This window comes from Flagellimonas oceani, assembly GCF_011068285.1.
Classification (GTDB): domain Bacteria; phylum Bacteroidota; class Bacteroidia; order Flavobacteriales; family Flavobacteriaceae; genus Flagellimonas; species Flagellimonas oceani.
In genome coordinates this window covers 2,403,786-2,424,038 of sequence record NZ_CP049616.1, presented here as the reverse complement: position 1 = coordinate 2,424,038, position 20,253 = coordinate 2,403,786, and the positions used below count along the sequence as shown (strand labels likewise).

The 20,253-nt window shown below is 43.7% G+C and carries 20 protein-coding genes; 9 read left to right on the top strand and 11 right to left on the bottom strand.

Features of this window, described 5'->3' with window-relative positions; genetic code table 11:
• Nucleotides 1-34 precede the first annotated feature (34 nt).
• Both GVT53_RS11050 and GVT53_RS11045 read right to left on the bottom strand, forming a co-directional pair.
• Nucleotides 35-1,267, bottom strand: coding sequence for a M48 family metallopeptidase (locus GVT53_RS11050; protein WP_166248684.1), 1,233 nt, complete (start codon nucleotides 1,265-1,267; stop codon nucleotides 35-37).
• A gap of 3 nt (nucleotides 1,268-1,270) precedes the next feature.
• Nucleotides 1,271-2,092: a TrmH family RNA methyltransferase gene (locus GVT53_RS11045; protein WP_166248683.1), complete on the bottom strand. Its 822-nt coding sequence runs from the start codon at nucleotides 2,090-2,092 to the stop codon at nucleotides 1,271-1,273.
• Nucleotides 2,093-2,141: 49 nt separating this feature from the next.
• On the opposite strand from GVT53_RS11045, the gene GVT53_RS11040 reads away from it, so the two are divergent.
• Nucleotides 2,142-2,945: a DUF6503 family protein gene (locus GVT53_RS11040; protein ID WP_166248682.1), complete on the top strand. Its 804-nt coding sequence runs from the start codon at nucleotides 2,142-2,144 to the stop codon at nucleotides 2,943-2,945.
• 227 nt (nucleotides 2,946-3,172) lie between these two features.
• Here the strand turns inward: GVT53_RS11040 and GVT53_RS11035 are convergent, their stop codons facing one another.
• The 6 genes from GVT53_RS11035 to GVT53_RS11010 all read right to left on the bottom strand — a co-directional run bounded on the left by GVT53_RS11035 (nucleotide 3,173) and on the right by GVT53_RS11010 (nucleotide 11,321).
• The gene (locus GVT53_RS11035) at nucleotides 3,173-4,471 is read right to left on the bottom strand and encodes an amidohydrolase family protein (RefSeq protein WP_166248681.1); all 1,299 of its coding nucleotides are present in this window, start codon (nucleotides 4,469-4,471) and stop codon (nucleotides 3,173-3,175) included.
• A 10-nt stretch (nucleotides 4,472-4,481) separates the two neighbouring features.
• Complete coding sequence (locus tag GVT53_RS11030; protein ID WP_166248680.1) at nucleotides 4,482-7,427, bottom strand: amidohydrolase family protein; 2,946 nt, start codon at nucleotides 7,425-7,427, stop codon at nucleotides 4,482-4,484.
• 59 nt (nucleotides 7,428-7,486) lie between these two features.
• Nucleotides 7,487-8,560 (bottom strand): DUF3810 domain-containing protein, encoded by a 1,074-nt coding sequence (locus GVT53_RS11025; protein ID WP_166248679.1) that lies wholly within the window; start codon nucleotides 8,558-8,560, stop codon nucleotides 7,487-7,489.
• 84 nt (nucleotides 8,561-8,644) lie between these two features.
• Nucleotides 8,645-9,748 (bottom strand): peptidylprolyl isomerase, encoded by a 1,104-nt coding sequence (locus tag GVT53_RS11020; RefSeq protein ID WP_166248678.1) that lies wholly within the window; start codon nucleotides 9,746-9,748, stop codon nucleotides 8,645-8,647.
• Nucleotides 9,749-9,759: 11 nt separating this feature from the next.
• Nucleotides 9,760-10,308, bottom strand: a complete 549-nt coding sequence (gene gldI / locus GVT53_RS11015) for a gliding motility-associated peptidyl-prolyl isomerase GldI (protein WP_166248677.1) — start codon at nucleotides 10,306-10,308, stop codon at nucleotides 9,760-9,762.
• Nucleotides 10,305-11,321: a DHH family phosphoesterase gene (locus GVT53_RS11010; RefSeq protein WP_166248676.1), complete on the bottom strand. Its 1,017-nt coding sequence runs from the start codon at nucleotides 11,319-11,321 to the stop codon at nucleotides 10,305-10,307. The genes gldI and GVT53_RS11010 overlap by 4 nt, the downstream gene beginning before the upstream one ends.
• 74 nt (nucleotides 11,322-11,395) lie before the next feature.
• Between GVT53_RS11010 and GVT53_RS11005 the strand changes: the two genes are divergently transcribed.
• On the top strand, nucleotides 11,396-12,430 hold the full coding sequence (locus GVT53_RS11005) for an alkaline phosphatase D family protein (RefSeq protein WP_166248675.1): 1,035 nt from the start codon (nucleotides 11,396-11,398) through the stop codon (nucleotides 12,428-12,430).
• A 48-nt stretch (nucleotides 12,431-12,478) separates the two neighbouring features.
• Nucleotides 12,479-12,898, top strand: coding sequence for a nucleoside-diphosphate kinase (locus GVT53_RS11000; RefSeq protein ID WP_166248674.1), 420 nt, complete (start codon nucleotides 12,479-12,481; stop codon nucleotides 12,896-12,898).
• A gap of 193 nt (nucleotides 12,899-13,091) precedes the next feature.
• Here the strand turns inward: GVT53_RS11000 and GVT53_RS10995 are convergent, their stop codons facing one another.
• From GVT53_RS10995 to recF, 3 genes are read right to left on the bottom strand one after another with little or no spacing between them, the layout of a single operon-like run.
• A complete protein-coding gene (locus tag GVT53_RS10995) occupies nucleotides 13,092-13,388 on the bottom strand; it encodes a DciA family protein (RefSeq protein ID WP_108246636.1) in 297 nt (98 codons plus the stop codon).
• The gene (locus tag GVT53_RS10990) at nucleotides 13,388-13,810 is read right to left on the bottom strand and encodes a hypothetical protein (protein WP_166248673.1); all 423 of its coding nucleotides are present in this window, start codon (nucleotides 13,808-13,810) and stop codon (nucleotides 13,388-13,390) included. Before GVT53_RS10990 ends, GVT53_RS10995 begins: the two co-directional genes overlap by 1 nt.
• 4 nt (nucleotides 13,811-13,814) lie before the next feature.
• On the bottom strand, nucleotides 13,815-14,894 hold the full coding sequence (gene recF / locus GVT53_RS10985; protein ID WP_166248672.1) for a DNA replication/repair protein RecF: 1,080 nt from the start codon (nucleotides 14,892-14,894) through the stop codon (nucleotides 13,815-13,817).
• Between the two features lie 127 nt (nucleotides 14,895-15,021).
• Here recF and GVT53_RS10980 point away from each other — a divergent pair, with 127 nt between their 5' ends.
• The 6 genes from GVT53_RS10980 to GVT53_RS10955 all read left to right on the top strand — a co-directional run bounded on the left by GVT53_RS10980 (nucleotide 15,022) and on the right by GVT53_RS10955 (nucleotide 20,189).
• A complete protein-coding gene (locus GVT53_RS10980) occupies nucleotides 15,022-15,783 on the top strand; it encodes a tetratricopeptide repeat protein (RefSeq protein ID WP_166248671.1) in 762 nt (253 codons plus the stop codon).
• Between the two features lie 3 nt (nucleotides 15,784-15,786).
• On the top strand, nucleotides 15,787-16,269 hold the full coding sequence (ribH, locus tag GVT53_RS10975; protein WP_166248670.1) for a 6,7-dimethyl-8-ribityllumazine synthase: 483 nt from the start codon (nucleotides 15,787-15,789) through the stop codon (nucleotides 16,267-16,269).
• 162 nt (nucleotides 16,270-16,431) lie between these two features.
• Entirely contained in the window at nucleotides 16,432-16,716 is a 285-nt protein-coding gene (locus tag GVT53_RS10970) for a riboflavin synthase subunit beta (protein WP_108246641.1), read from the top strand.
• Nucleotides 16,716-18,566 (top strand): DNA mismatch repair endonuclease MutL, encoded by a 1,851-nt coding sequence (mutL, locus tag GVT53_RS10965; protein ID WP_166248669.1) that lies wholly within the window; start codon nucleotides 16,716-16,718, stop codon nucleotides 18,564-18,566. Before GVT53_RS10970 ends, mutL begins: the two co-directional genes overlap by 1 nt.
• On the top strand, nucleotides 18,567-19,322 hold the full coding sequence (locus GVT53_RS10960; protein WP_166248668.1) for a rhomboid family intramembrane serine protease: 756 nt from the start codon (nucleotides 18,567-18,569) through the stop codon (nucleotides 19,320-19,322).
• 3 nt (nucleotides 19,323-19,325) lie between these two features.
• A complete protein-coding gene (locus GVT53_RS10955; protein WP_166248667.1) occupies nucleotides 19,326-20,189 on the top strand; it encodes a rhomboid family intramembrane serine protease in 864 nt (287 codons plus the stop codon).
• The last annotated feature ends 64 nt before the right edge of the window (nucleotides 20,190-20,253 follow it).

The window sequence follows — 20,253 nt, the reverse complement described above, 5'->3', positions numbered from 1 at the left end:
ATTTACTATAATCTTATGTTCTAAACAACAAAAACTATGCCTTTAGGTTACGGATACGTTCCACTAAAGGGGGGTGTGAATAATGTACGAATACGTATGCTGGGTGAGGTGTTAAATTGCTCAAGCTTTTTTTGGACAGCTTTTTTAGTGATGATACCAATGGTGTCGCCGCAAAGGTATTCTTGGCAAAATCATCCGCCTGAAACTCGAACTTTCTTGATAAATAGTTCATGATCAAACCGGTCAATTCCGATATCGGGCTGTACAACAAGGCAAACCCTACCAATGCGGCGTGGAAACTAGGTGTGGACACCCCGATGGCCCGGGATATTTCCGGATGGTTGATGAACAACGAAAGAACGAACAACGTCAAACCAGTGGTCAATAATGAAACTACAAGGTTCACAATAATATGATTGCGTTTGTAATGACCTACTTCGTGGGCCAAAACGGCAACAATTTCATCTTCACTAAGATCATTGATCAAGGTATCGAACAAAGTGATTCTTTTCTCTTTTCCAAATCCTGAAAAATAGGCATTTGCTTTGGTGGATCGCTTGGAACCATCGATCACAAATATATTTTGAAGCTCGAAGCCTACTTTTTGCGCATAATTTTCAATGGAACTCTTTAGACTGCCATCTTCAAGCGGTGTCTGTTTATTGAACATGGGCACGATCAGCCGGCTATAAAACAGGTTGATAAACAAAATGAAGATTCCAACGGCAATCCATGCGTAGACCCAAAAATATTGCCCTGTGGACTGGTAGAACAACATGAACAATGTCAAAATACCTCCTCCAAGAACAACGGTTAGGATGCTGCCCTTTATTTTATCGGAGAAAAAAGTGGATTTGGAGGTCTTGTTGAAGCCATATTCTTCCTCGATCACAAAAGTGCGGTAATAGGAAAAGGGGAGCCCCAAAATGGCGCTTCCCAGCATAACGATTCCAAAGAAAATCAATGCCATCGGTATGGGTTTTTCAGTGATGGAACGCGTGAGTTGGTCCACCCATTCAAAACCTCCAAAAGCGAGGAAGCAGATAGTCAATACAAGCGAAAAACCATCCGAAATAACACCGAATTTGTAATTGGTCCGTTTGTATTGTTGCGATTTTTGATATTCCTGTTCATCAAAAACATCGGCAAGTTCTGGTGGCAAAGTCGATTTGAAACGCTTGGCATTCAAGTGCTCCAAATACTGGTGAGCCAGGTATTGGACCACAAGTATGGCCATAATGATATAAAAGAGTACATTTTTTTCCATAGCTTAAAATCCGCGCTGGCGCTTCGCCTCAAATATAAGTATTGCGGCGGATACCGAAACATTCATGGAGTCGATTTCTCCCTGCATCGGTATAATTATGTTTTGGTCGGAATTTTGAAGCCATTTTTCGGTCAATCCAGTTGCTTCCGTACCCATTACAAGGGCCGAAGCGGCTTTAAAATCACAATCCACATAATTTTTGGAAGCGGTCAATGCGGCACAGTAGATTTTGATTTGGTTGGTTTGTAAAAAATCAATGATTTCGTCCGTTGTTCCCACGCCAATCTGGTTGGTAAAAAGGCAACCCACGCTGGAACGGATAATGTTTGGACTATATAGGTCGGATTTGGGGTTTGCTATTAAAACAGCGTCAACGGCAGCGGCATCCGCAGTTCGCAAAAGCGCGCCGATGTTTCCTGGTTTTTCGGGAGCTTCGGCAACCAGTACCAAAGGTGTTTTGTTCTTGAACGTTATGTGCTCCAGTGCATGGTTTTTGGACTGCACCAGCCCGAGAACACCCTCCGTGGTGCCGCGATGGGCAATTTTACCATACACACCCTCGGAAACTCGGATGGTTTCTGCGCTTGAAGCATTTGTAATCGATGCGATGGAAATGTCGCCCATAATCTCTGGGCAAAAAAGTAGCGTTTGTAGCACATAGCCTCCTTTTTGCGCCAATTCAATCTCCCGTTGACCTTCCACAACAAAAAGTCCAGCCTTTCTTCGTTCACGGGATTTGTCTTTTAGTAAAATGATGTTTTTTACCAAAGGATTTTGGGCACTGCTGATGAATTTAGCTTCCATATTCATGGTAAAAATAGCCATTCTTGTAATTAAAAAAACTTGTTTTCGACCAATTGGAAAAATAGACATCATGAACAGATTGACCATCCTATTGTTTTTTATTGGTGTAACCGCCTGTAAACAAAATCCCAAAACCGAAAAAAGTGAAACACCGATTCAGCAGGAGATGTTGGAGAACGAAGCTGTTTATCCAGACGCCATGGTCAAGGTTTTTGACGCCCATGGAGGTTTGAAAAAGTGGAAAACGCAACGTACATTGTCTTATGTGATTCCAAAACCTGAGTTTCCTGAAACGCACACCGTGGATTTGTGGTCCCGAAAGGATAGAATCGACACAGAAAAATTTTCAATGGGTTTTGACGGGGAACAAGCTTGGCTGGCCGATACCGACGAAATTTACAAAGGTGATGCAGGCTTTTATCATAATTTGATGTTCTATTTCTACGCAATGCCTTTTGTCTTGGCCGATGATGGCATTATGTACACTGCTACCGAAGATTTGGAGTATGAAGGAAAAAAATACCCCGGCCTGCAAATAGCTTACGAATCAGGGGTTGGTGCCTCATCCAAAGATGAATACTATATCCATTTTGACCCTGAAACCCATCAAATGGCCTGGTTGGGTTATACGGTTACGTATCGTTCAGGAGAAAGCTCGGACAATGTCAAATGGATTCGTTATGACGATTGGCAAGAAGTGAATGGGCTGATACTCCCTAAATCCATTACATGGTATAAGTATGAAGGCAGGCAATTACAGGAACCAGCGAACACGGTCAATTTTGAAGAAGTCAGTTTGAACGAAGATACGAAGCCCGAAGCGTTTTATGATAAACCGGAAAACGGGGAGTATGTTGCCATTAAAATGAATTAATCAAGAGCATTTTTGGTGGAAATCTGTCAATTCGAGTGATTTTTTTAGTGTAGCGGAGAAAAATTTTATCGAGAATGGCAATTTTGATGCTAGAAACCTGGTTCTCGATACTTTTTCCATAGGAAAAAACTCGAACTGACATATTTGCTGAAAGTAAAACAGCCTAGCGATATTAATGAAAAACGGCGCCTTTTTGGGCGCCGTTTTTTTATTTGTTGAGGAATCTACTATTGTCCTTCTTTCTCTCTTTCGTATTTGCCCATATATCTTTTCCAAAGTTCGGTTTGGTGGGTTTCCAGCGAAATGTCCCTGCCATCAATGTATGCTTTGGAGAGTTTGTTGGTTCGCATGTCCAATGCATCTCCTTCAGAAATAAAGAGCGTGGCACTTTTGCCCTCTTCCAAGGTTCCGTACATATCGTCGATGCCTAAAATTTTCGCGGTATTTCCAGTGATCAGTTGCAGGGCCTTTTCCTTGTCGAGTCCTTGGGCCGCTACCTGACCGGCATAGAAAGCCATGTTCCGGGTCTGGAAATTGGCCATTTCCTCATTCTGAATGGCGACCAATAGGCCCGCCTCCACCAAAAGCTTTGGCAACTTATAGTTTAAATCGTAATCATCGTCATCAAATTCTGGTAGCGAATGGGTCACGTTGACCAAAATGGGTATGTTGTTTTCCTTTAGGAAGTCCGTAATTTTATTGGCACGGTATCCGCCAACGATCACCACGTTTTTAACGCCCATATTTTTGGTTACGGTGACGGCATCTATCATTTCTTTTTCACCATTGGTATGGATGAACAAGCGTTGGGACCCATCAAAAAGACCTTGCATGGCGGCAAAAGGCAAGTTTTTGTTGCCTTCTCCTGTTTCCCCATAGGCTTTGGAATTTTGAAGGAACATCTTGATGTCATCCATCTCTTTTCCGTAATCTTCATTGGGAATAAAGCCTCTTTCCTCTCCGGCCCACCAACGGCCTCTTCTAAAGAAGTTGGGCCAGTTCATATGGATGCCATCATCCGTTTTAAGGGCTGCATCTTCCCAGTTCCATGCATCAAACTGGACAATGCTGGAAGTTCCCGAGATGGTGCCTCCCTGTGGAGTGATCTGTCCGATCAGGACGCCGTTGGGGCGCATGCTTTCCACAACTTTGGATTCCGCATTGTACGCGATCAAACTGCGCACATGGGGAATCATTTCACCGATTTCGTCTTGGTCGTCACTTGCCCTAACGGCATCCACCTCCACCAAACCCAGTGATTTGGACGGGGCGATAAAACCAGGGTACACATGTTTGCCTTTGGCATCGATCATGGTGCCTATTGTTGGAACCATTAGGTCCGCACCAATGGCCGTAATTTTACCATCTTTAAAAACAATGGTACAGTTCTCTATCACTTCTCCATTACCAATATGGGCCGTGGCCCCAATAATTGCAATTTGCTCTGATTGTGGAGGGGCGGGGGTCTGCTGTGCGTTCAAGGAAACCCCAAAAATTAGTGCTATGATTAAAATTATTTTTTTCATGTCTTTCTTTTTAAAGGGTGTCACATTCAAACCGTTCTTTTTTATTTTGTACCGGAGTTCTGGTTTTTCCTCCTTTTTTCTTTTCGTTCAGCATCATTCCAATCAATTTGTTTCGTTCTTTTTTGACGGACTCTCTCATCATTTTATCTTTTTCCAAATCAAAGTACACCGTGCCTTCCACCAAAGTTTTTTCCGCTTTGGCATAAACGGACAACGGATGGTCGCTCCACAGCACCACATCGGCATCCTTGCCTTCTTCGATACTGCCCACGCGGTCGTCCAGGTGAAGCAATTTGGCAGGATTCAAGGTGACCGTTTTCCAGGCTTCAATTTCTGACATCCCGCCATATTTCACCGTTTTTGCGGCTTCTTGGTTCAATCTTCTTGACATTTCCGCATCATCACTGTTGATGGCCACGGTTACGCCTTGACTTGTCATGATGGCGGCGTTGTAGGGAATGGCATCGTTCACTTCATATTTGTATGCCCACCAGTCACTGAATGTACCTCCACCAACACCGTGCTCGGCCATTTTATCGGCTACTTTGTAACCTTCCAAAATATGGGTGAAGGTGTTCACTCGGAAATCAAATTTCTCGGCGACTTTCATCATCATGTTGATTTCGCTCTGTACATAAGAGTGGCAAGAAATGAATCTTTCCCCGTTCAAAATTTCCACCAAGGTTTCCATTTCCTCATCGTAACGGTAAGGTTCCCCACTTTTCTTCTTTTCATCGTATTCCTTGGCGCGTTGGAAGTAGTCCGTATACACCTGCTCAACACCCATTCTTGTCTGTGGAAAACGGGAATAACTACCCCAGTTGGATTGTTTTACGTTTTCGCCCAAGGCAAACTTGATGAACTTTGGCGAGTTTTCGAAAATCAAACCCTCGGCATTTTCTCCCCACTTGAATCTTAGGATTGCGGATTGTCCACCAATGGGGTTGGCGGAACCGTGCAACAGTTGGGCAGTGGTAACGCCTCCGGCCAAATTCCTATAAATGTCCATGTCCTTTGGGTCCACTACATCTTCCATATGTACCTCGGCCGAAGAGTTATGTCCTCCTTCGTTGATGGCCAATGCGGCAATATGGGTATGCTCGTCAATGATTCCCGCGGTCAGGTGCTTTCCTGTGGCATCGACTACAGTGGCACCGCCTGCACGAAGGTCTTTTCCAACTTTGGCAATCTTTCCTTTTTTGATGAGAACATCGGTGTTTTCCAAAATGCTTTCGCCCGTCCAGACCGTTGCGTTCTTGAAAAGGAAATCCTCTTGCTGTGGTTTTTCCTTGTAGCCATACCCCACATTTGGATAGGTGAGTGCGATAAGCTCAGGTTTTTCAGCATCATCATCATTTTCAGATTTTTCATCGAAAGACGAAGTTTGGGTCATGGTAGCTGATGTTTCATCACCATTTGGAAGCACCACATTTCCCTTGATGGTTTGCGTATCTGGAATTATATGGGCCACCATACGGTACGAGCCAACATTGTCCTCGCTGAAAGAGATATTCAACCAATCCGATGAGTAATCTATTTTAGCTTCCAAGGTTTCGTCACCTTTTTTGATTTCAGCCTTTGGCTTGCTGGCATCTCCGGTCAAAGAGACTTTGTAAGTGGTACCATTGACGGCGAGGTCATAATCCCCGCGAATATCGATGACATCCATACTCTCGATTACGTTTTTGGTTCCTTGGACCCAGTTTTCATAAAGCGTGGTTCCTTTGTCAAAAATAGCACCGGAAGTGATTAAGAAATTGGCTTGACTACCAGCTTTCAACGTGCCAATTTCGCCCGATTTGCCCAAAATTTGAGCGGGAACCGTGGTCAAGGCTTCGAGTGCTTTGGTTTCGGAAAGGCCGTAAGTGATGGCCTTCATTATTTTTTCCTTCAATTCTTTTGGAGATTTGAGGCCGTGCAGTGTAATGGAAAACTCCACACCATTATCGGCCAAAACCTTTGGGTTCGACGGTGCCAGGTTCCAATGTCTCATATCTTTTAAAGCGATGTATTTGGCCTCGTAAGGATTGGATACATCAAAAGCATCGGGAAAATTAAGCGGTAAAATCAATTTGGCATTGGTGGCTTTAATGTCATCGATACGCTCATATTCGTCACCTCCGGCCAAAATGGTGTACTGGATTCCGAACAAATCCCCGATTTTATCGGCACGTAAAACATTGCCGTTGTCGCCGGCGGCATAAATCTGGGTCAAACCTTTATTGGCAATAAGGGCTTCCAAAGAACGGTCTTTGGTATCCACATTGCCCTTGCTGTACCAGTCCATATCATAATACACTTGGCGCATCAAAGCCATGGCGCCCATCAATGATCCCGGGTATGATTGTCTTGATGCTTGGCTTTTTTCAAAAGAAAAGTATTGGGCGGATTTATCGGAAAGGATGCGCTGCGCTTCGGATGCTTCGTCGTTCAAGGCGACCAATAGCCCGGTTCCTCTGGCGATTCCGTCCTCAATGTGCGCATTGATGGCTCCAAAACCGGCATTTCGCAGCTCTTTGGCTTCTTTGGCATCATAAGAAAAGCTGTTGATGGCATCGTTCTCGGGCATGATATGGTCGTTCCAGTAGAAACCTTCCCTGGATGGCCCGTACTGTGCAGACCTTCCACCGCCGCTTGCTTCTTTGGGAAGTTTTACACCAAACCCAGAGAAAACATCAATAAAAGAAGGGTAAATGGATTTTCCGTTCAGGTCCTCCACGACTGCATTTTTAGGAATGCTTACGGATTTGCCCACCTGCACCACTTTACCGTTTTGGATCAGTAAAGTCCCGTTATTGATAACTTCTGTGGGGGTCACATAGATCTTGGCATTGGTGAATGCCGTGTAATTGTTGTTCTTCTTTGCTTTTACACCGTCATTTATGGGAAAATAATCCTGTGCAAACAAAGAAGCACTGCTAATGAATAGCAACAGTGCCAATAGTTTAATTTTCATAAGGTTTTAATTGAGTTAGAATGCTTAAATATAGGCTTTGTGATACTACTTCACAAGTTTCAAAGTAGCTCAGGATGAGCTTTATGGTAGTTGATCATAAGCCCGACCATGGAGTTGTAGCTTTTGATGCCTTCCTTTTGGTTGTTCACCTTTAAAAAAGTGTTGAATACGGATTTGAAGATGGGTTCCATGGGATTCTCATATTTTTCCCAAAAATCACGTAATTCGTTGAAATTTGCTTTCACTCCGAAGTTAATGGAGGCCACAAGCACATTATATGCTTCCTCATCTTTATAAAAAAGGTCGGTAAGGCAGTATCCCAAGGCGTGGTGGTAGGCGGAATATTTAAAATAGGGGTCATTGCTTTGCAAAGTCACCAAGTTGCCCAAAAAATTGGTGGCGTCCTCAGCTGAGTATCCCAATTGATGCCCCACTTCATGGCCGCTTACCACGGGCAACCTGAATTTTGGGGTGAGGCCATTTACCTGAGCTTCGATGGTGAACGGATTAAGGTAGCCCCCATACCCCATAAACGTCAATGGTGCACTATAAATGGATTGTTTTAGGCTTTTGTGATCGTAATTAAACTGTGGATAGTGTTTTTCAAGTTGGCCGTAGGCTTCCTTGGTCTTGGAGAATATTTCTTTTTTGGTGTACGGGATATGCACCGCGGAAACGGTGTCCCCATTGATCTGATATTGATATTGATTTGCCTTCTCAACCAGATATTGGGTGTATTCCACCAATTCGTCAACGGTATATACACGTTCAATGCCCAATTTCCAGTCGATGGGTTGGCGGTGATAGTTCATTCCCCAAAGCAGATGAAAGGCAAAATATACGATGGACAACACCGCAACTATGTGCTTTAGGAACAAAAACGGCTTTTGCTTGATGCTTTTCCAATGCTTGTACACATATCGAATGGCCAAAATGGTCAGTGCCGTATAAATCAAATCCCCGAATGAAAATGGAATCCAACCGAACAATATTCTTAAACACTTGGAAATATAGGGATAGAGGCCATTACTATAATATTCCTCAACAAAGTTGGGATAGCTGCTGAGCCACTTTACCAGCAGTATCTGGACAGGAAGGGCTATGGCTATGATGGTCTTGGTTTTTTGTCCCATGGAACAAGAAAGGAAAAAATGTTAGGGCAATAAAAAAGCCGCACGAAAAGTACGGCTTTTTTAGATTTTATTTTCAAGTCGATCCTATTGGATTCCGACAATTTCCACATCAAAAACCAAAGTGGATCCTCCGGGAATAGGACCGTAGTCGTTGTCGCCATATCCTAAGTGAGGGGGGATGAACAAGCGTACTTTGTCCCCGACCTGCATGGTCAACAATCCTTCGCGGAAACCGGCCGCCAGTTGGGCGTCAGGGCTGTAAGCCATTGGGAATGGACGATATCCGCCTTGATCTCTCCTGCCCGGGTTCAGTTGATTGAACTGCTCGGCAATTTCTTCAATATTGCTATCGAACAAATCCCCATTGAACAGCCATCCGGCATAGTTTACCAATACTTTTTGACCTACTTTGGGCTGCTCGCCATCACCTTCCTTCAAGGTTAGAATTCGTAATCCACTTGGAGTTTCCTCGGCCTGGTCGATTTGTTCTGCAAATTGAGCGGCCAAATCTTCCTTCATTTTTTTGAATGCGGCTTCAGCGGCTTTCGCTTCTTCAAAGTAGTCACTCATGATCTTAACTGCGTCAAATTGCTTCGCTTCCTTGCCGTTGCGTACAATTTCTACATGATTCATTACAACATCGGTTTTCGGCCTATCCTGTGCACCGGTTTCAACACTGGCAATGGTATCCACCACATCCATTCCGGCAACAACCTCACCAAAAACGGTGTGCTTGTCATCCAACCAAGGCGTTGCCTTGTGGGTGATAAAAAACTGACTGCTGTTGGTCTTTGGACCTCGGTTGGCCATGGAAAGGATGCCTTTTTTGGAGTGTCTCAAAGAATCATTGAACTCGTCTTTAAAGGTGTATCCGATGTTGCCGCTTCCACTACCGGTCGGGTCTCCCCCTTGAATCATAAAATCGTTGATGACCCTATGAAAAACAATCCCATCATAGAACTTTTTGTCCTTGTACTCTTCGTTCACAAAAGGGTTTTTGCCTTCCGCCAAGGATACAAAGTTGGCTACGGTAACAGGTGTTTTTTTGTACTCCAATTGGATGATGATATCTCCCTTCGTGGTTTGGATGTCGGCAAAAATGCCATCGCCCAAATCGGCATACTTACTCGATTTGCATCCTATGATGATTAGGAGAAACACGGGGATGATGTAAAATAATTTCTTCATTGCTTATGAATTTAGTTTAAACTGTCGTTGTCTATTATGATTGTATGTAATTCCACAGATGATTTAAGCGGTGTTTTGGGACCAATGGCCTTATTGTCGCCTTGATAACCGAAGGCTAGGGGCGAAGGGAACAAAAATGTTGCCTTCTCGTTTATTTTTAACAGCTTCACCGCGTTCTGAAGCCCAGGAAACAATTGTTGTTTGTCGATAACATGAGATTGCGGCCCAATGTTATCCGCGGTATAAATGGTGTCCCCGTCCAAGCGCATCAAATTATAGGAAAACAAAATCTGGTCACCTGCTTTTAATTGATACGTAGCGGTGTCGTTTTTGGTCTCGTAGTAATACCAAAATCCGTTTGGATTAGACATATACTCGTGAACGGTATCCTTGGAAATAATATCTTGAATGGCTTTTTCCTCCTCGGCCAATAATTTTTTGGTGCGCTCGATGGATTCCTTGTAGAAACTACCAGATTTCACTTCCACAGGTCTTCTCGGTTCGGGACCCCCACAGCTCAAAACGATTGCAACCAATAAAACGGCTAGAAAAAATCTCATGGGTTCAATTTGTCTTTATAGGTTTTTAAAATATCGTAGAATTTGGAAATGGTCTCTTCCATACTGGTTTCGCTTCGCCCACCTGCGGCATTGGTATGTCCGCCCCCGTTAAAATGCTCCCGAGCAAATTCGTTGACGGAAAAATCGCCAACGGAGCGCAACGAGATTTTGATAATACCTTCTTCACGGTTTTCTATAAAGATGAGGGCAAAAATAATGCCTTCCAACGTTAGCCCATAATTTACAAAGCCTTCCGTATCTCCCTTGTTAAAATTGTACTGGTCCAATTCTTCTTGGGTAAGGGTAATGTAGGCTGTCCTGTATTCGGGCAGAATCACCATGTTGCTCAGTGCGACCCCCAACAAATGTAAGCGGGATGGGGAATTGGTATCAAAAACCTCCCGGTGTATTTCCATATTGTCCGCTCCCTTGTCAATAAGTTCGGCCACGACACGGTGCGTTTTGCTGGATGTGGAACGGTACTTAAAAGAGCCGGTATCCGTCATAATGCCCGTGTACAGATTGGTGGCCATATCGGCATCAATCTGGTCGGTTTCCCCTAAAAAGTCGATAAAATTGTACACCATTTCGCAGGTGGAGCTCATCGTCACATCGGAATAGGTCACCTTGGCATAATCGCTTGGCTGTTGATGATGGTCTATCATAATAAAATCAGCTTTGGCTTCTTGTAACACCGGTTCCATTTGCCCAACACGGGAAAGGTCGTTAAAGTCCAAGGTAAAAATCACCGAGGCCCCATCAATTATTTCTTTTGCTTTTGGGTTTTCCCTTTCAAAATTGATAACGGTATCGTTGCCCGGCATCCATTTCAGGAATTTTGGGTAGTCGTTTGGTGCAATAACAAATACTGTATGTCCCTTCGCCTTTAAAAATCCATACAGTGCCAAGCAGGAGCCCATGGCATCCCCATCTGGATTTCTGTGGGGGATGATCGCTATCTTTTGAGGCTGGGAAAGAATCGACTTTACCGTCGTGATATCCGCTGAATTCATGCGGCCAAATATACAATAATATAATATAGAGGTAATTCGGTTTATCCCTATTTTTGGATTTGTAAAAACACATCATGAAGCAATTCCATATTTATGTAGCGGTCTTGGTTTTATTTTCTGCCTGTAAAAAGAAGGCCGAGAAAACCGTTGAGGTCGAAGAACAGTCAACTCCAGATTTTGTCGTGGCCTTTGGCTCCTGCAATATGTCGCAAGAGCCCAACTATTTTTGGGACGATATATTGGCCGAGAAGCCAGATGTTTGGATTTGGGGCGGGGACATTGTGTATGCGGATACGGACGATGTTGACCGGTTAAGGTCCATTTATGCCATGCAGGATACCGTTGCAGGTTATGCCAAACTGAGGAACGAAGTGCCCGTTATCGGTACTTGGGACGATCACGATTTTGGTGTGAACGACGGTGGTTCCGATTTTGCGATAAAGGCAGAAAGCCAGCAAGTGTTCTTGGATTTTATGGACGTGCCGCAAGATAGTGGACGGAGAACCCAAGAGGGGGTCTATGCTTCGCATGATTACGAAGTGCCGGCCGGCAAGGTAAAGGTAATCGTTTTGGATACCCGGTATTTTAGAAGTGAACTTATTGACGATACCGATTCCAAAAAACGCTACAAACCGACAACGGATTCCACGGCGACCGTTTTGGGAGCTGCCCAATGGCAATGGTTGGAAAAGGAGCTTAACGGTTCCGATGCGGATTTCAATCTGATCATGTCCAGCATACAGGTCCTTTCGGGCGAACATGGTTTTGAGACATGGGGCAATTTTCCGTTAGAGGTGAAAAAACTGGAGAACATAATCGTGCAATCAGGAGCAAAAGGTGTGATCTTATTATCTGGTGACCGCCATATTTCGGAGTTCTCTAGAGCCGAAGTCGAGGGCTTGTCTTATCCTTTGGTGGATTTTACCAGTAGCGGGCTTACACATTCGTACTCGAGCTTTAGCGGAGAACCCAATCAGCATCGCGTAGGTGAAGTGGTTTCCGATAAAAGTTATGGCATCATCAACCTAAATATTGAAGAAAAAAAGGCCGAATTTAAAATTATGGGGGACAATGGTACAGTTCTCCAAGAGTTAAAACAAAGCTATTGAGCCTTGTACCTTGGTCGAAAAAGCTTAAGTTTGCGCAAAATTTAAAAAATGACTGGAAATAGAACGTTTACCATGATTAAGCCCGATGCCGTTGAAAATGGGTATATCGGGGCGATTTTGGATAAAATTACGGCTGCTGGATTTAAGATTGTGGCCATGAAGTACACACAATTGAGCACAAGGGATGCCGAATTATTCTATGCCATACATAAAGAGCGTCCGTTTTTTGGTGAATTGGTGGAGTTTATGACAAGAGGCCCCATCGTTGCCGCCATCTTGGAAAAAGACAATGCCGTGGATGATTTCCGTGCGTTGATCGGGGCGACCAACCCAGAGGAAGCTGCCGAAGGGACTATCAGAAAACTGTACGCTGCCAGTATCGGCGAGAATGCCGTTCACGGTTCCGATAGTGATGAAAATGCTGCTATCGAGGGTGCTTTCCACTTCTCAGGAAGGGAAATCTACTAATCGATTTACAAGATAAGTTTAGCAAAGCCACCTTTTTTGGGTGGCTTTTTTGTTTATTCCGTGCGGTTGCTGAGCGCTGGTCATTGAGCGAAGTCGAAATGAGTCGTAGCACGACACGGAGTCTCATAAGTAAGGGGTGGGGCGCTGAAACCTGCCTTTGCCGGCAGGCAGGCGAGTTCGGCATAACGTCGAGTTATCTCAGGACCAACTTTTTCACCAATTCCTTGCCCAATTCTTCATTGATCATTTTAACGATTTTGGATTTGCCCAAACTCAATTCCTCTCGTAACACGGAAGAAGAAAGCGAAACGTAGAGCGTCTCGTTCTTGAGCTCAACCGCCGATGTATAATTGTTTACCCCATTGCCCATCAATTTCACCCAGGCTTCTCTGGCATCCACTTTGTCCATGCCCTTTTGGAGCTTGTTTTCTTGGATAAATTCGCTGAGCGCTTCGCTCAACGGAATATGTGAACTATGTCTTTTCGCCATTATTGTGGGATTTTGATGGGTTCAAAACGTTTGTATTTATAGGTAACACCCTCTTGGTTGATAACCGAAAAGGAAACCGAATCCAACTGCACCAACTTTTCTTCCCATTCGCTGAACTCATTTTTATAAAGAAGGGTAAAAGTATCGTTGATGTCAGATACCTCAAAATCTTCCACATCTTTTGAGGTGTCGTAGGTGCCATCAAACTGGGGTTTCATCTTTTTTCGATACCCTTTGCCTTCCTTCAATTGAATAAAATCGATTGTCGAGTTCATACCATATTCCTTGATGGAGCCATCGGGGAATTCCACTTCGGATATCTCCCAATAACCGTTCAAAAAATGCAAATCCTCGTTCTTTACAGATGAATCGTTGCAGCTCCAGAACAATACAATCAATAAAAAGGGAACAATGCGCTTCATGATGCTACAAGGTAAATATTTTATAACTCTGATGAATGTTCTTGACAACATTTTCGGTGCGGTCCGCATGGGTGTCGCTAATAAAAATCTGACCAAAATTATCGTCCTTCACCAGACCAACAATGTGGGATACACGGTTTTCGTCCAGTTTGTCAAAAATATCATCCAACAATAAAATCGGAGTGGTGTCCGCCAATTGTTTGATGAAATGAAATTGTGCCAGCTTCAAGGCGATCAAAAAAGATTTTTGTTGGCCTTGGCTCCCGAATTTTTTGATCGGGTGTCCGGCAATGGTAAAGCTCAGGTCGTCCTTGTGCACCCCCACCGAGGTATATTGCAGGGCGCGGTCTTTCTCAATATTGTTTTTTAAAAGATGCAGCAAATTGTTATCGCTCAATTGACTTTCGTAGGAGAGGTCGATTTTTTCGTCCTTTTCGGAGATATTTTGGTATTGCTCCTTAAAAATGGGCAGGAAAGAATCGATAAATGCAACCCTTTTTTGATGGATCGCAGTCCCCAAAGTGTTCATCTGTTCGTTGTAAATGCTCAAAGTATCGTTGTCGAAGGTGCGGTTGGCAGCAAAATACTTGAGCAGCGAATTGCGTTGGGTCACCACCTTGTTATATTTGATGAGGTTCTGCAGATATGCCTTGTCCGATTGCGAGATAACGCCGTCCATAAACTTTCTGCGGGTGTCGCTTCCCTCCAATATCAAATCACGATCTGAAGGCGATATGATCACCAACGGCAAAAAACCAATGTGCTCCGAAAACTTTTCATAGGGCTTTCCATTGCGTTTTATCACTTTTTTGGTTCCTTTTTTAAAAGAGCACAGTATTTTTTCGGTTCTCTGGTTTTTCTCAAATTCCCCTTCCACCACAAAAAAATCGGTGTCGTGTTTTATGTTTTGTGTGGACACGGGGTTAAAGTAGCTTTTGCCAAAGCACAAATGGTAAATGGAGTCCAGAACATTGGTCTTTCCCACGCCATTATCGCCCACCAAACAGTTGATGACAGGGTCGAATTCCAGGGTCTTGGAATCAAAATTTTTGTAATTGACTAAAGATAAATGTCTTAAAAACATAAAAAATTAGAGAAACGATTTGGAATTAAAAGGTGGCCCCTCTAAAAAGGGAATCCAAAAATAACGAATAAATTACCTTTTGGTTTTGGATAAAAACTTTATTTTTGCGCGACCAATTAAATGACGGATGGCAACATACAAGAAGAGAGGCTTTAAGCCAAAAAATAAAGAGGAAGAAGCTCAGATAGAGGAACACGACAGCACAACGGCTGAAGTTTTCAATACTTTGGACGAGGGTGCCTCCAAGACCGAAGCTTGGGTTCAGAAGAACCAAAACTATATTTTGGGCGTAATCGGTGTAATCGCCGTAGGTGTTTTGGCCTATTTGGGATACCACCAGTTCATCCAGAACCCAAAGGAAGCTTCCGCAGCAAACGAACTTTTTTATCCACAACAATATTTTGATCAAGCCTTGGCAAGTGAAACCGAAAAAGATTCGTTGTTCAATATGGCTTTGAACGGTGCGCAAGGTAAATATGGTTTCTTGGACATTATCGAGGAATACAGTGGTACCAAAGCGGCCAATTTGGCAAAATATTCCGCTGGTATGACGTATTTGAACCTAAAGCAATATGACCAGGCCATTGAGCATTTGGAAGAGTTCTCTTCCGATGATGATATTATGGGGGCCATGGCCAAAGGAGGAATAGGCGATGCCTTTTCGCAGTTGAACCAGAACGATGATGCCTTGGATTATTATGAAAAGGCCATTGCACACAGCGACAACGAATTCACTGCACCTCGATTTTTACACAAAGCTGGTGTGGTAGCTTTGGAACTAGGTGAAAAAAGCAAAGCTTTGGGGTATTTTGAAAGAATTAAAGAGGAATATCCGAACTCTCAAGAAGCCAATGGTGTTGATGCCCTGATCGGATTGGCACAAAACTAGAACATGGCCACAGAGAACAAAAACTTATCCGTTTACGATAAAAGCAAAATCCCAAATGCGAAGGACCTTCGGTTTGGGATTGTTGTTTCGGAATGGAACGAAGAAATTACCGAGGCCCTTTACTTGGGCGCGATGGAGGCCCTTGTGGATTGCGGTGCCCTTCCCGAAAATTTGCTTCGTTGGAGCGTGCCGGGGAGTTTTGAACTGACTTTCGGTTGCAAAAAAATGATTCAAACGGAAAAAGTGGACGCCGTTATAGCCATTGGCAGCGTTATTCGAGGGGAGACCAGCCATTTTGATTTTGTCTGCAGCGCCACGGCCCAAGGCATCAAGGACCTGAACGTTGCTTACGATGTTCCTGTGATTTTTTGCGTGCTAACGGACGATAATATTGAGCAGTCCAGAGCTAGAAGTGGGGGCAAGCACGGTAATAAAGGGACCGAAGCTGCTATTGCGGCCATCCAAATGGCAGTGTTGGGGAAATAGGCTTAAGTATCAAGAGCAAGATCAATAACTCCAACAATCCAACGATCTAATCATTTTGCAATCCAATTACTGGAATAATCGGTTGTTAACATTTTTTGGGACGATCGTCCGACCCCTTTTTTCTATTTTGAGTACCTTTGAGGTTACAGCGATAAGGATACCATGCGAAACCCTTTAAAACTTAGGAAAAACAAGAGCTTCGATTACTCCCCTAGATATTATAAGGGAGAGGGGAATCCTTATAAAATTGAGCACAAACTTGATAAATTCAGAACCACGGCACATTCCACCAGGGGACTTAAAAACAAGGTTACCTCTGCCATGGACGATTTGCAGACCGAAGGGGACAAAAATTTGAAACTTCGTTTTTGGATCATTGTTGCCGTTCTGGTATTGCTGTTTCTGTTTATCATCGATTTTGACCTTTCAATATTCCTGAATCCATAATGGCGGACATCATTAAACTTTTACCGGACCATGTCGCTAACCAAATAGCAGCAGGGGAGGTGGTACAACGGCCCGCTTCCGTAGTAAAAGAGCTCATGGAGAATGCCATTGATGCAGGTGCATCGTGCATAAAGTTGATTATCAAGGACGGTGGCAAAACGCTTATCCAAGTAGTGGACGATGGAAGCGGTATGAGCGAAACCGATGCCCGCTTGTCCTTTGAACGCCACGCTACTTCAAAAATATCATCGGCACAGGACCTATTCAATCTGGCCACCAAAGGCTTTCGAGGAGAGGCGTTGGCTTCCATAGCCGCGATTGCGCACGTGGACATGCAAACGCGTACCGCAAACAACGAAGTGGGTACACATCTTAAGATCGAGGGAAGCAAAATCGTGTCCCAAGAGGTTGTCGCTACTCCCAAGGGAACTTCCATATCCGTTAAGAATCTATTTTTTAATATTCCGGCAAGGCGAAATTTTTTAAAATCAACGCAAGTGGAACTTCGTCATATTACGGACGAGTTTCATCGTGTGGCCTTGGTCCATCCAAATATCGAATTCCATTTTTACAATAATGGTTCAGAGATCTTTAACCTGCCGAGCACAAAACACCGTCAACGTGTCGTACATGTATTTGGTACTAAAATGGATGGCCGACTGGTTCCTGTTTCCGAGGAGACGGAGGTGGTAAAAGTTTCGGGGTTTGTCTGTAAGCCCGAGTTTGCCAAAAAGAGCAGGGGAGAGCAGTTCTTCTTTGCCAACAACCGATTTATCAAGAGTCCGTACCTGCATCACGCTGTGGTGGCTGCTTTTGAAGGTTTGATCAAATCCGATACCCACCCGGGGTATTTTTTGTATCTGGATGTGGATCCGTCCTCTATCGATATCAATATACACCCCACCAAGACAGAGGTAAAGTTTGATGATGAAAACACGTTGTACGCCATTTTAAGGTCTACGATCAAGCATAGCTTGGGGCAGTTCAATGTGGCGCCCGTTCTGGATTTTGACCATGACCCTAATCTGGATACGCCTTATTCATACAAGGAAAAAGGAGCTGTAATTCCCAAGGTGACGGTGGATGCCAGTTTTAATCCTTTTCAAGAAACACCGGTGAAAAAGAGTGCATCAGGAAATGGTTTTCGTAAACAGAGCGCCAAAGGATGGGAAGACTTGTACGAGGGTCTGGGTAATCAAGATGACCAGAATGCCTTCAGCAGTGTGGTTATTGAGTCAGAAAGTGAGGAGCAGGGCACCCTGTATTCGGGGAATGATATTGAGGAGCATTTGGCCAGCACCTTTCAACTACGGCGTAAATATGTGGTGAGTACGGTGAAATCCGGAATGTTGGTCATCCATCAAAACAGGGCCCACGAGCGGATTCTATTCGAGAAATTTTTAGGCGAGATCACGGTAAAGGAAGGGGTAAGCCAACAGCTGCTCTTTCCTTTGGAACTTACCTTTAACAAACAAGAATTGGCCGTGGTGAGAGAAATCCAAGAAAGCCTGACAAACATTGGGTTTGTATTTGATGGCTTGGATAACGAGACTGTAAAAGTGACAGGTGTGCCCATGATGTTTCCCGAAAGTGGAATTGGCACGGTATTGGATCGCTTGATTGCAGATTATATGGAGGGTTATTCCGATGGTTCCATTTCGCAGGCCGAAATATTGGCCAAGGTGCTGAGTAGGAACCTAGCGGTGCGCACAGGGGACGTGTTGGATTCTGAATCGCAATTAATGTTGGTGAACAACCTTTTTGCTTGCAAGGAGCCAAATTTGAGCCCTTTTCAAAAAATAACATATACCATTATCTCCGAAGGGGATATTGATAAAAAATTCAACTAGATGGGTAGATTGACCGAGGCAGTAAAGCATATTTTGATCATAAACGTGATCTTGTTTTTTGCCACTCAATTATATGGAGATCAAATGTACCAATGGCTGGCACTTTGGTTTCCCAAAAACGAAAATTTCCAGGTTTGGCAAATAATTACCCACATGTTCATGCATGGTGGTTTTATGCACATAGCGTTCAATATGTTCGCGCTTTGGATGTTCGGTACGCCCGTTGAGCGTGTTCTGGGAAAAAACAGATTTTTATTTGTTTATTTTTCTGCAGGTTTGGGCGCGGTGCTTTTTCAATTAGGGTTTTATTACTTTAATTTTTTACCGGCCCAATCGGAATTGTTGAGTACAGGTCTTTCGAACCAACAAATATTGGACATGATGGCTTCGAACCGGCTCCAGGAAGGATTGTCGGAAGTTCAGATTTCGACATTAAGAGCAGTGATTCCGGAATATGCCCAAATCTACAATGCCAGTATGGTGGGTGCCTCTGGATGTATTATGGGGATTTTGGCCGCTTTTGGAATGATGAATCCTGAAGCCCGGCTCATGTTGATATTTTTGCCCATACCCATCAAGGCCAAATATTTTATTCCCGGAATAATCTTGTTGGATGTGATTTCGGCGATTACCGGGCAGTCCTTTTTCAGTCCTAGCAATACCGCTTACATGGCGCACGTTGGAGGAGCGCTGACCGGATTTATAATAATGTGGTACTGGAAAAGGAACCAGTTCAACAAAAATAGGTGGGATTAATTTATGATGAGCGGTGGATTACGATATCAATTTGCAAGGCTTAGCATAGCCGAAAAGCTCATTGCCATCAATGTGCTTATATTTTTATTGGACGGACTATCGGGCGCCTTGCTAGGTCATTCGTTTTCACGTTGGTTTCATTTGCCAAAGGATTTTTTTGAATTTTTGACCCAACCTTGGTCCTTGGTGACCTATTCCTTTTTCCATGCAGGGTTTGGACATATTTTTTGGAACATGATAGTCCTTTATTTTGCAGGAAGGATTTTCCTCAACCTTTTTGATGCACAACGCTTTATCAATGTATATTTTTTAGGTTTGATGTTGGGCGGATTGGTGTTCCTGCTCAGTTATAACGTATTTCCGACCCTTGTCAACTCCAATACGGCATTGATAGGGGCATCTGCGGGCGTCAACGCAGTGCTTATCTTTGTCTGTGCCTATATTCCAAACCAAGAGGTCCGTGTAATTTTCTTCAATATCAAATTATGGTACATTGGACTCGCTTTGGTCATCAAGGATTTGGTGTTGATTGGAATGGGGGATAACATTGGTGGCGGTATGGCCCATTTGGGCGGTGCCTTTTTAGGATATGTGTACGCCAGACAATTGTTCAAGGGAAATGACATCGGTTCTGGTTTCACCAAATTTAGGGATGCCATTGCAAATATGTTCAAACCAAAAGAGAAAAAGGCACCCTTGAAAACCGTTTATAGGAAAAAGGCGGCTTCGAGCAGCAAAGCAGATTACGACAAACAGGCCAAGCAAAAAAGGATTGATTCGATTTTGGACAAGATCAGTAAATCTGGCTATGAAAGCTTGTCCAAAGAGGAGAAGGACTTTTTGTTTAAGGCAGGTAAGGAAGATTAAGCTGTGAGAAAATCTACTTCCATATTTGATAGGGTGGTGTATGCAATTAATATTTTGTTTGCAT

Bases quoted from the DNA above. Each gene is read 5' to 3' on its own strand.
- GVT53_RS11050 (WP_166248684.1), bottom strand. From the start codon at position 1,267: ATGGAAAAAAATGTACTCTTTTATATCATTATGGCCATACTTGTGGTC.
- GVT53_RS11045 (WP_166248683.1), bottom strand. From the start codon at position 2,092: ATGGCTATTTTTACCATGAATATGGAAGCTAAATTCATCAGCAGTGCC.
- GVT53_RS11040 (WP_166248682.1), top strand. From the start codon at position 2,142: ATGAACAGATTGACCATCCTATTGTTTTTTATTGGTGTAACCGCCTGT.
- GVT53_RS11035 (WP_166248681.1), bottom strand. From the start codon at position 4,471: ATGAAAAAAATAATTTTAATCATAGCACTAATTTTTGGGGTTTCCTTG.
- GVT53_RS11030 (WP_166248680.1), bottom strand. From the start codon at position 7,427: ATGAAAATTAAACTATTGGCACTGTTGCTATTCATTAGCAGTGCTTCT.
- GVT53_RS11025 (WP_166248679.1), bottom strand. From the start codon at position 8,560: ATGGGACAAAAAACCAAGACCATCATAGCCATAGCCCTTCCTGTCCAG.
- GVT53_RS11020 (WP_166248678.1), bottom strand. From the start codon at position 9,748: ATGAAGAAATTATTTTACATCATCCCCGTGTTTCTCCTAATCATCATA.
- gldI (WP_166248677.1), bottom strand. From the start codon at position 10,308: ATGAGATTTTTTCTAGCCGTTTTATTGGTTGCAATCGTTTTGAGCTGT.
- GVT53_RS11010 (WP_166248676.1), bottom strand. From the start codon at position 11,321: ATGAATTCAGCGGATATCACGACGGTAAAGTCGATTCTTTCCCAGCCT.
- GVT53_RS11005 (WP_166248675.1), top strand. From the start codon at position 11,396: ATGAAGCAATTCCATATTTATGTAGCGGTCTTGGTTTTATTTTCTGCC.
- GVT53_RS11000 (WP_166248674.1), top strand. From the start codon at position 12,479: ATGACTGGAAATAGAACGTTTACCATGATTAAGCCCGATGCCGTTGAA.
- GVT53_RS10995 (WP_108246636.1), bottom strand. From the start codon at position 13,388: ATGGCGAAAAGACATAGTTCACATATTCCGTTGAGCGAAGCGCTCAGC.
- GVT53_RS10990 (WP_166248673.1), bottom strand. From the start codon at position 13,810: ATGAAGCGCATTGTTCCCTTTTTATTGATTGTATTGTTCTGGAGCTGC.
- recF (WP_166248672.1), bottom strand. From the start codon at position 14,894: ATGTTTTTAAGACATTTATCTTTAGTCAATTACAAAAATTTTGATTCC.
- GVT53_RS10980 (WP_166248671.1), top strand. From the start codon at position 15,022: ATGGCAACATACAAGAAGAGAGGCTTTAAGCCAAAAAATAAAGAGGAA.
- ribH (WP_166248670.1), top strand. From the start codon at position 15,787: ATGGCCACAGAGAACAAAAACTTATCCGTTTACGATAAAAGCAAAATC.
- GVT53_RS10970 (WP_108246641.1), top strand. From the start codon at position 16,432: ATGCGAAACCCTTTAAAACTTAGGAAAAACAAGAGCTTCGATTACTCC.
- mutL (WP_166248669.1), top strand. From the start codon at position 16,716: ATGGCGGACATCATTAAACTTTTACCGGACCATGTCGCTAACCAAATA.
- GVT53_RS10960 (WP_166248668.1), top strand. From the start codon at position 18,567: ATGGGTAGATTGACCGAGGCAGTAAAGCATATTTTGATCATAAACGTG.
- GVT53_RS10955 (WP_166248667.1), top strand. From the start codon at position 19,326: ATGATGAGCGGTGGATTACGATATCAATTTGCAAGGCTTAGCATAGCC.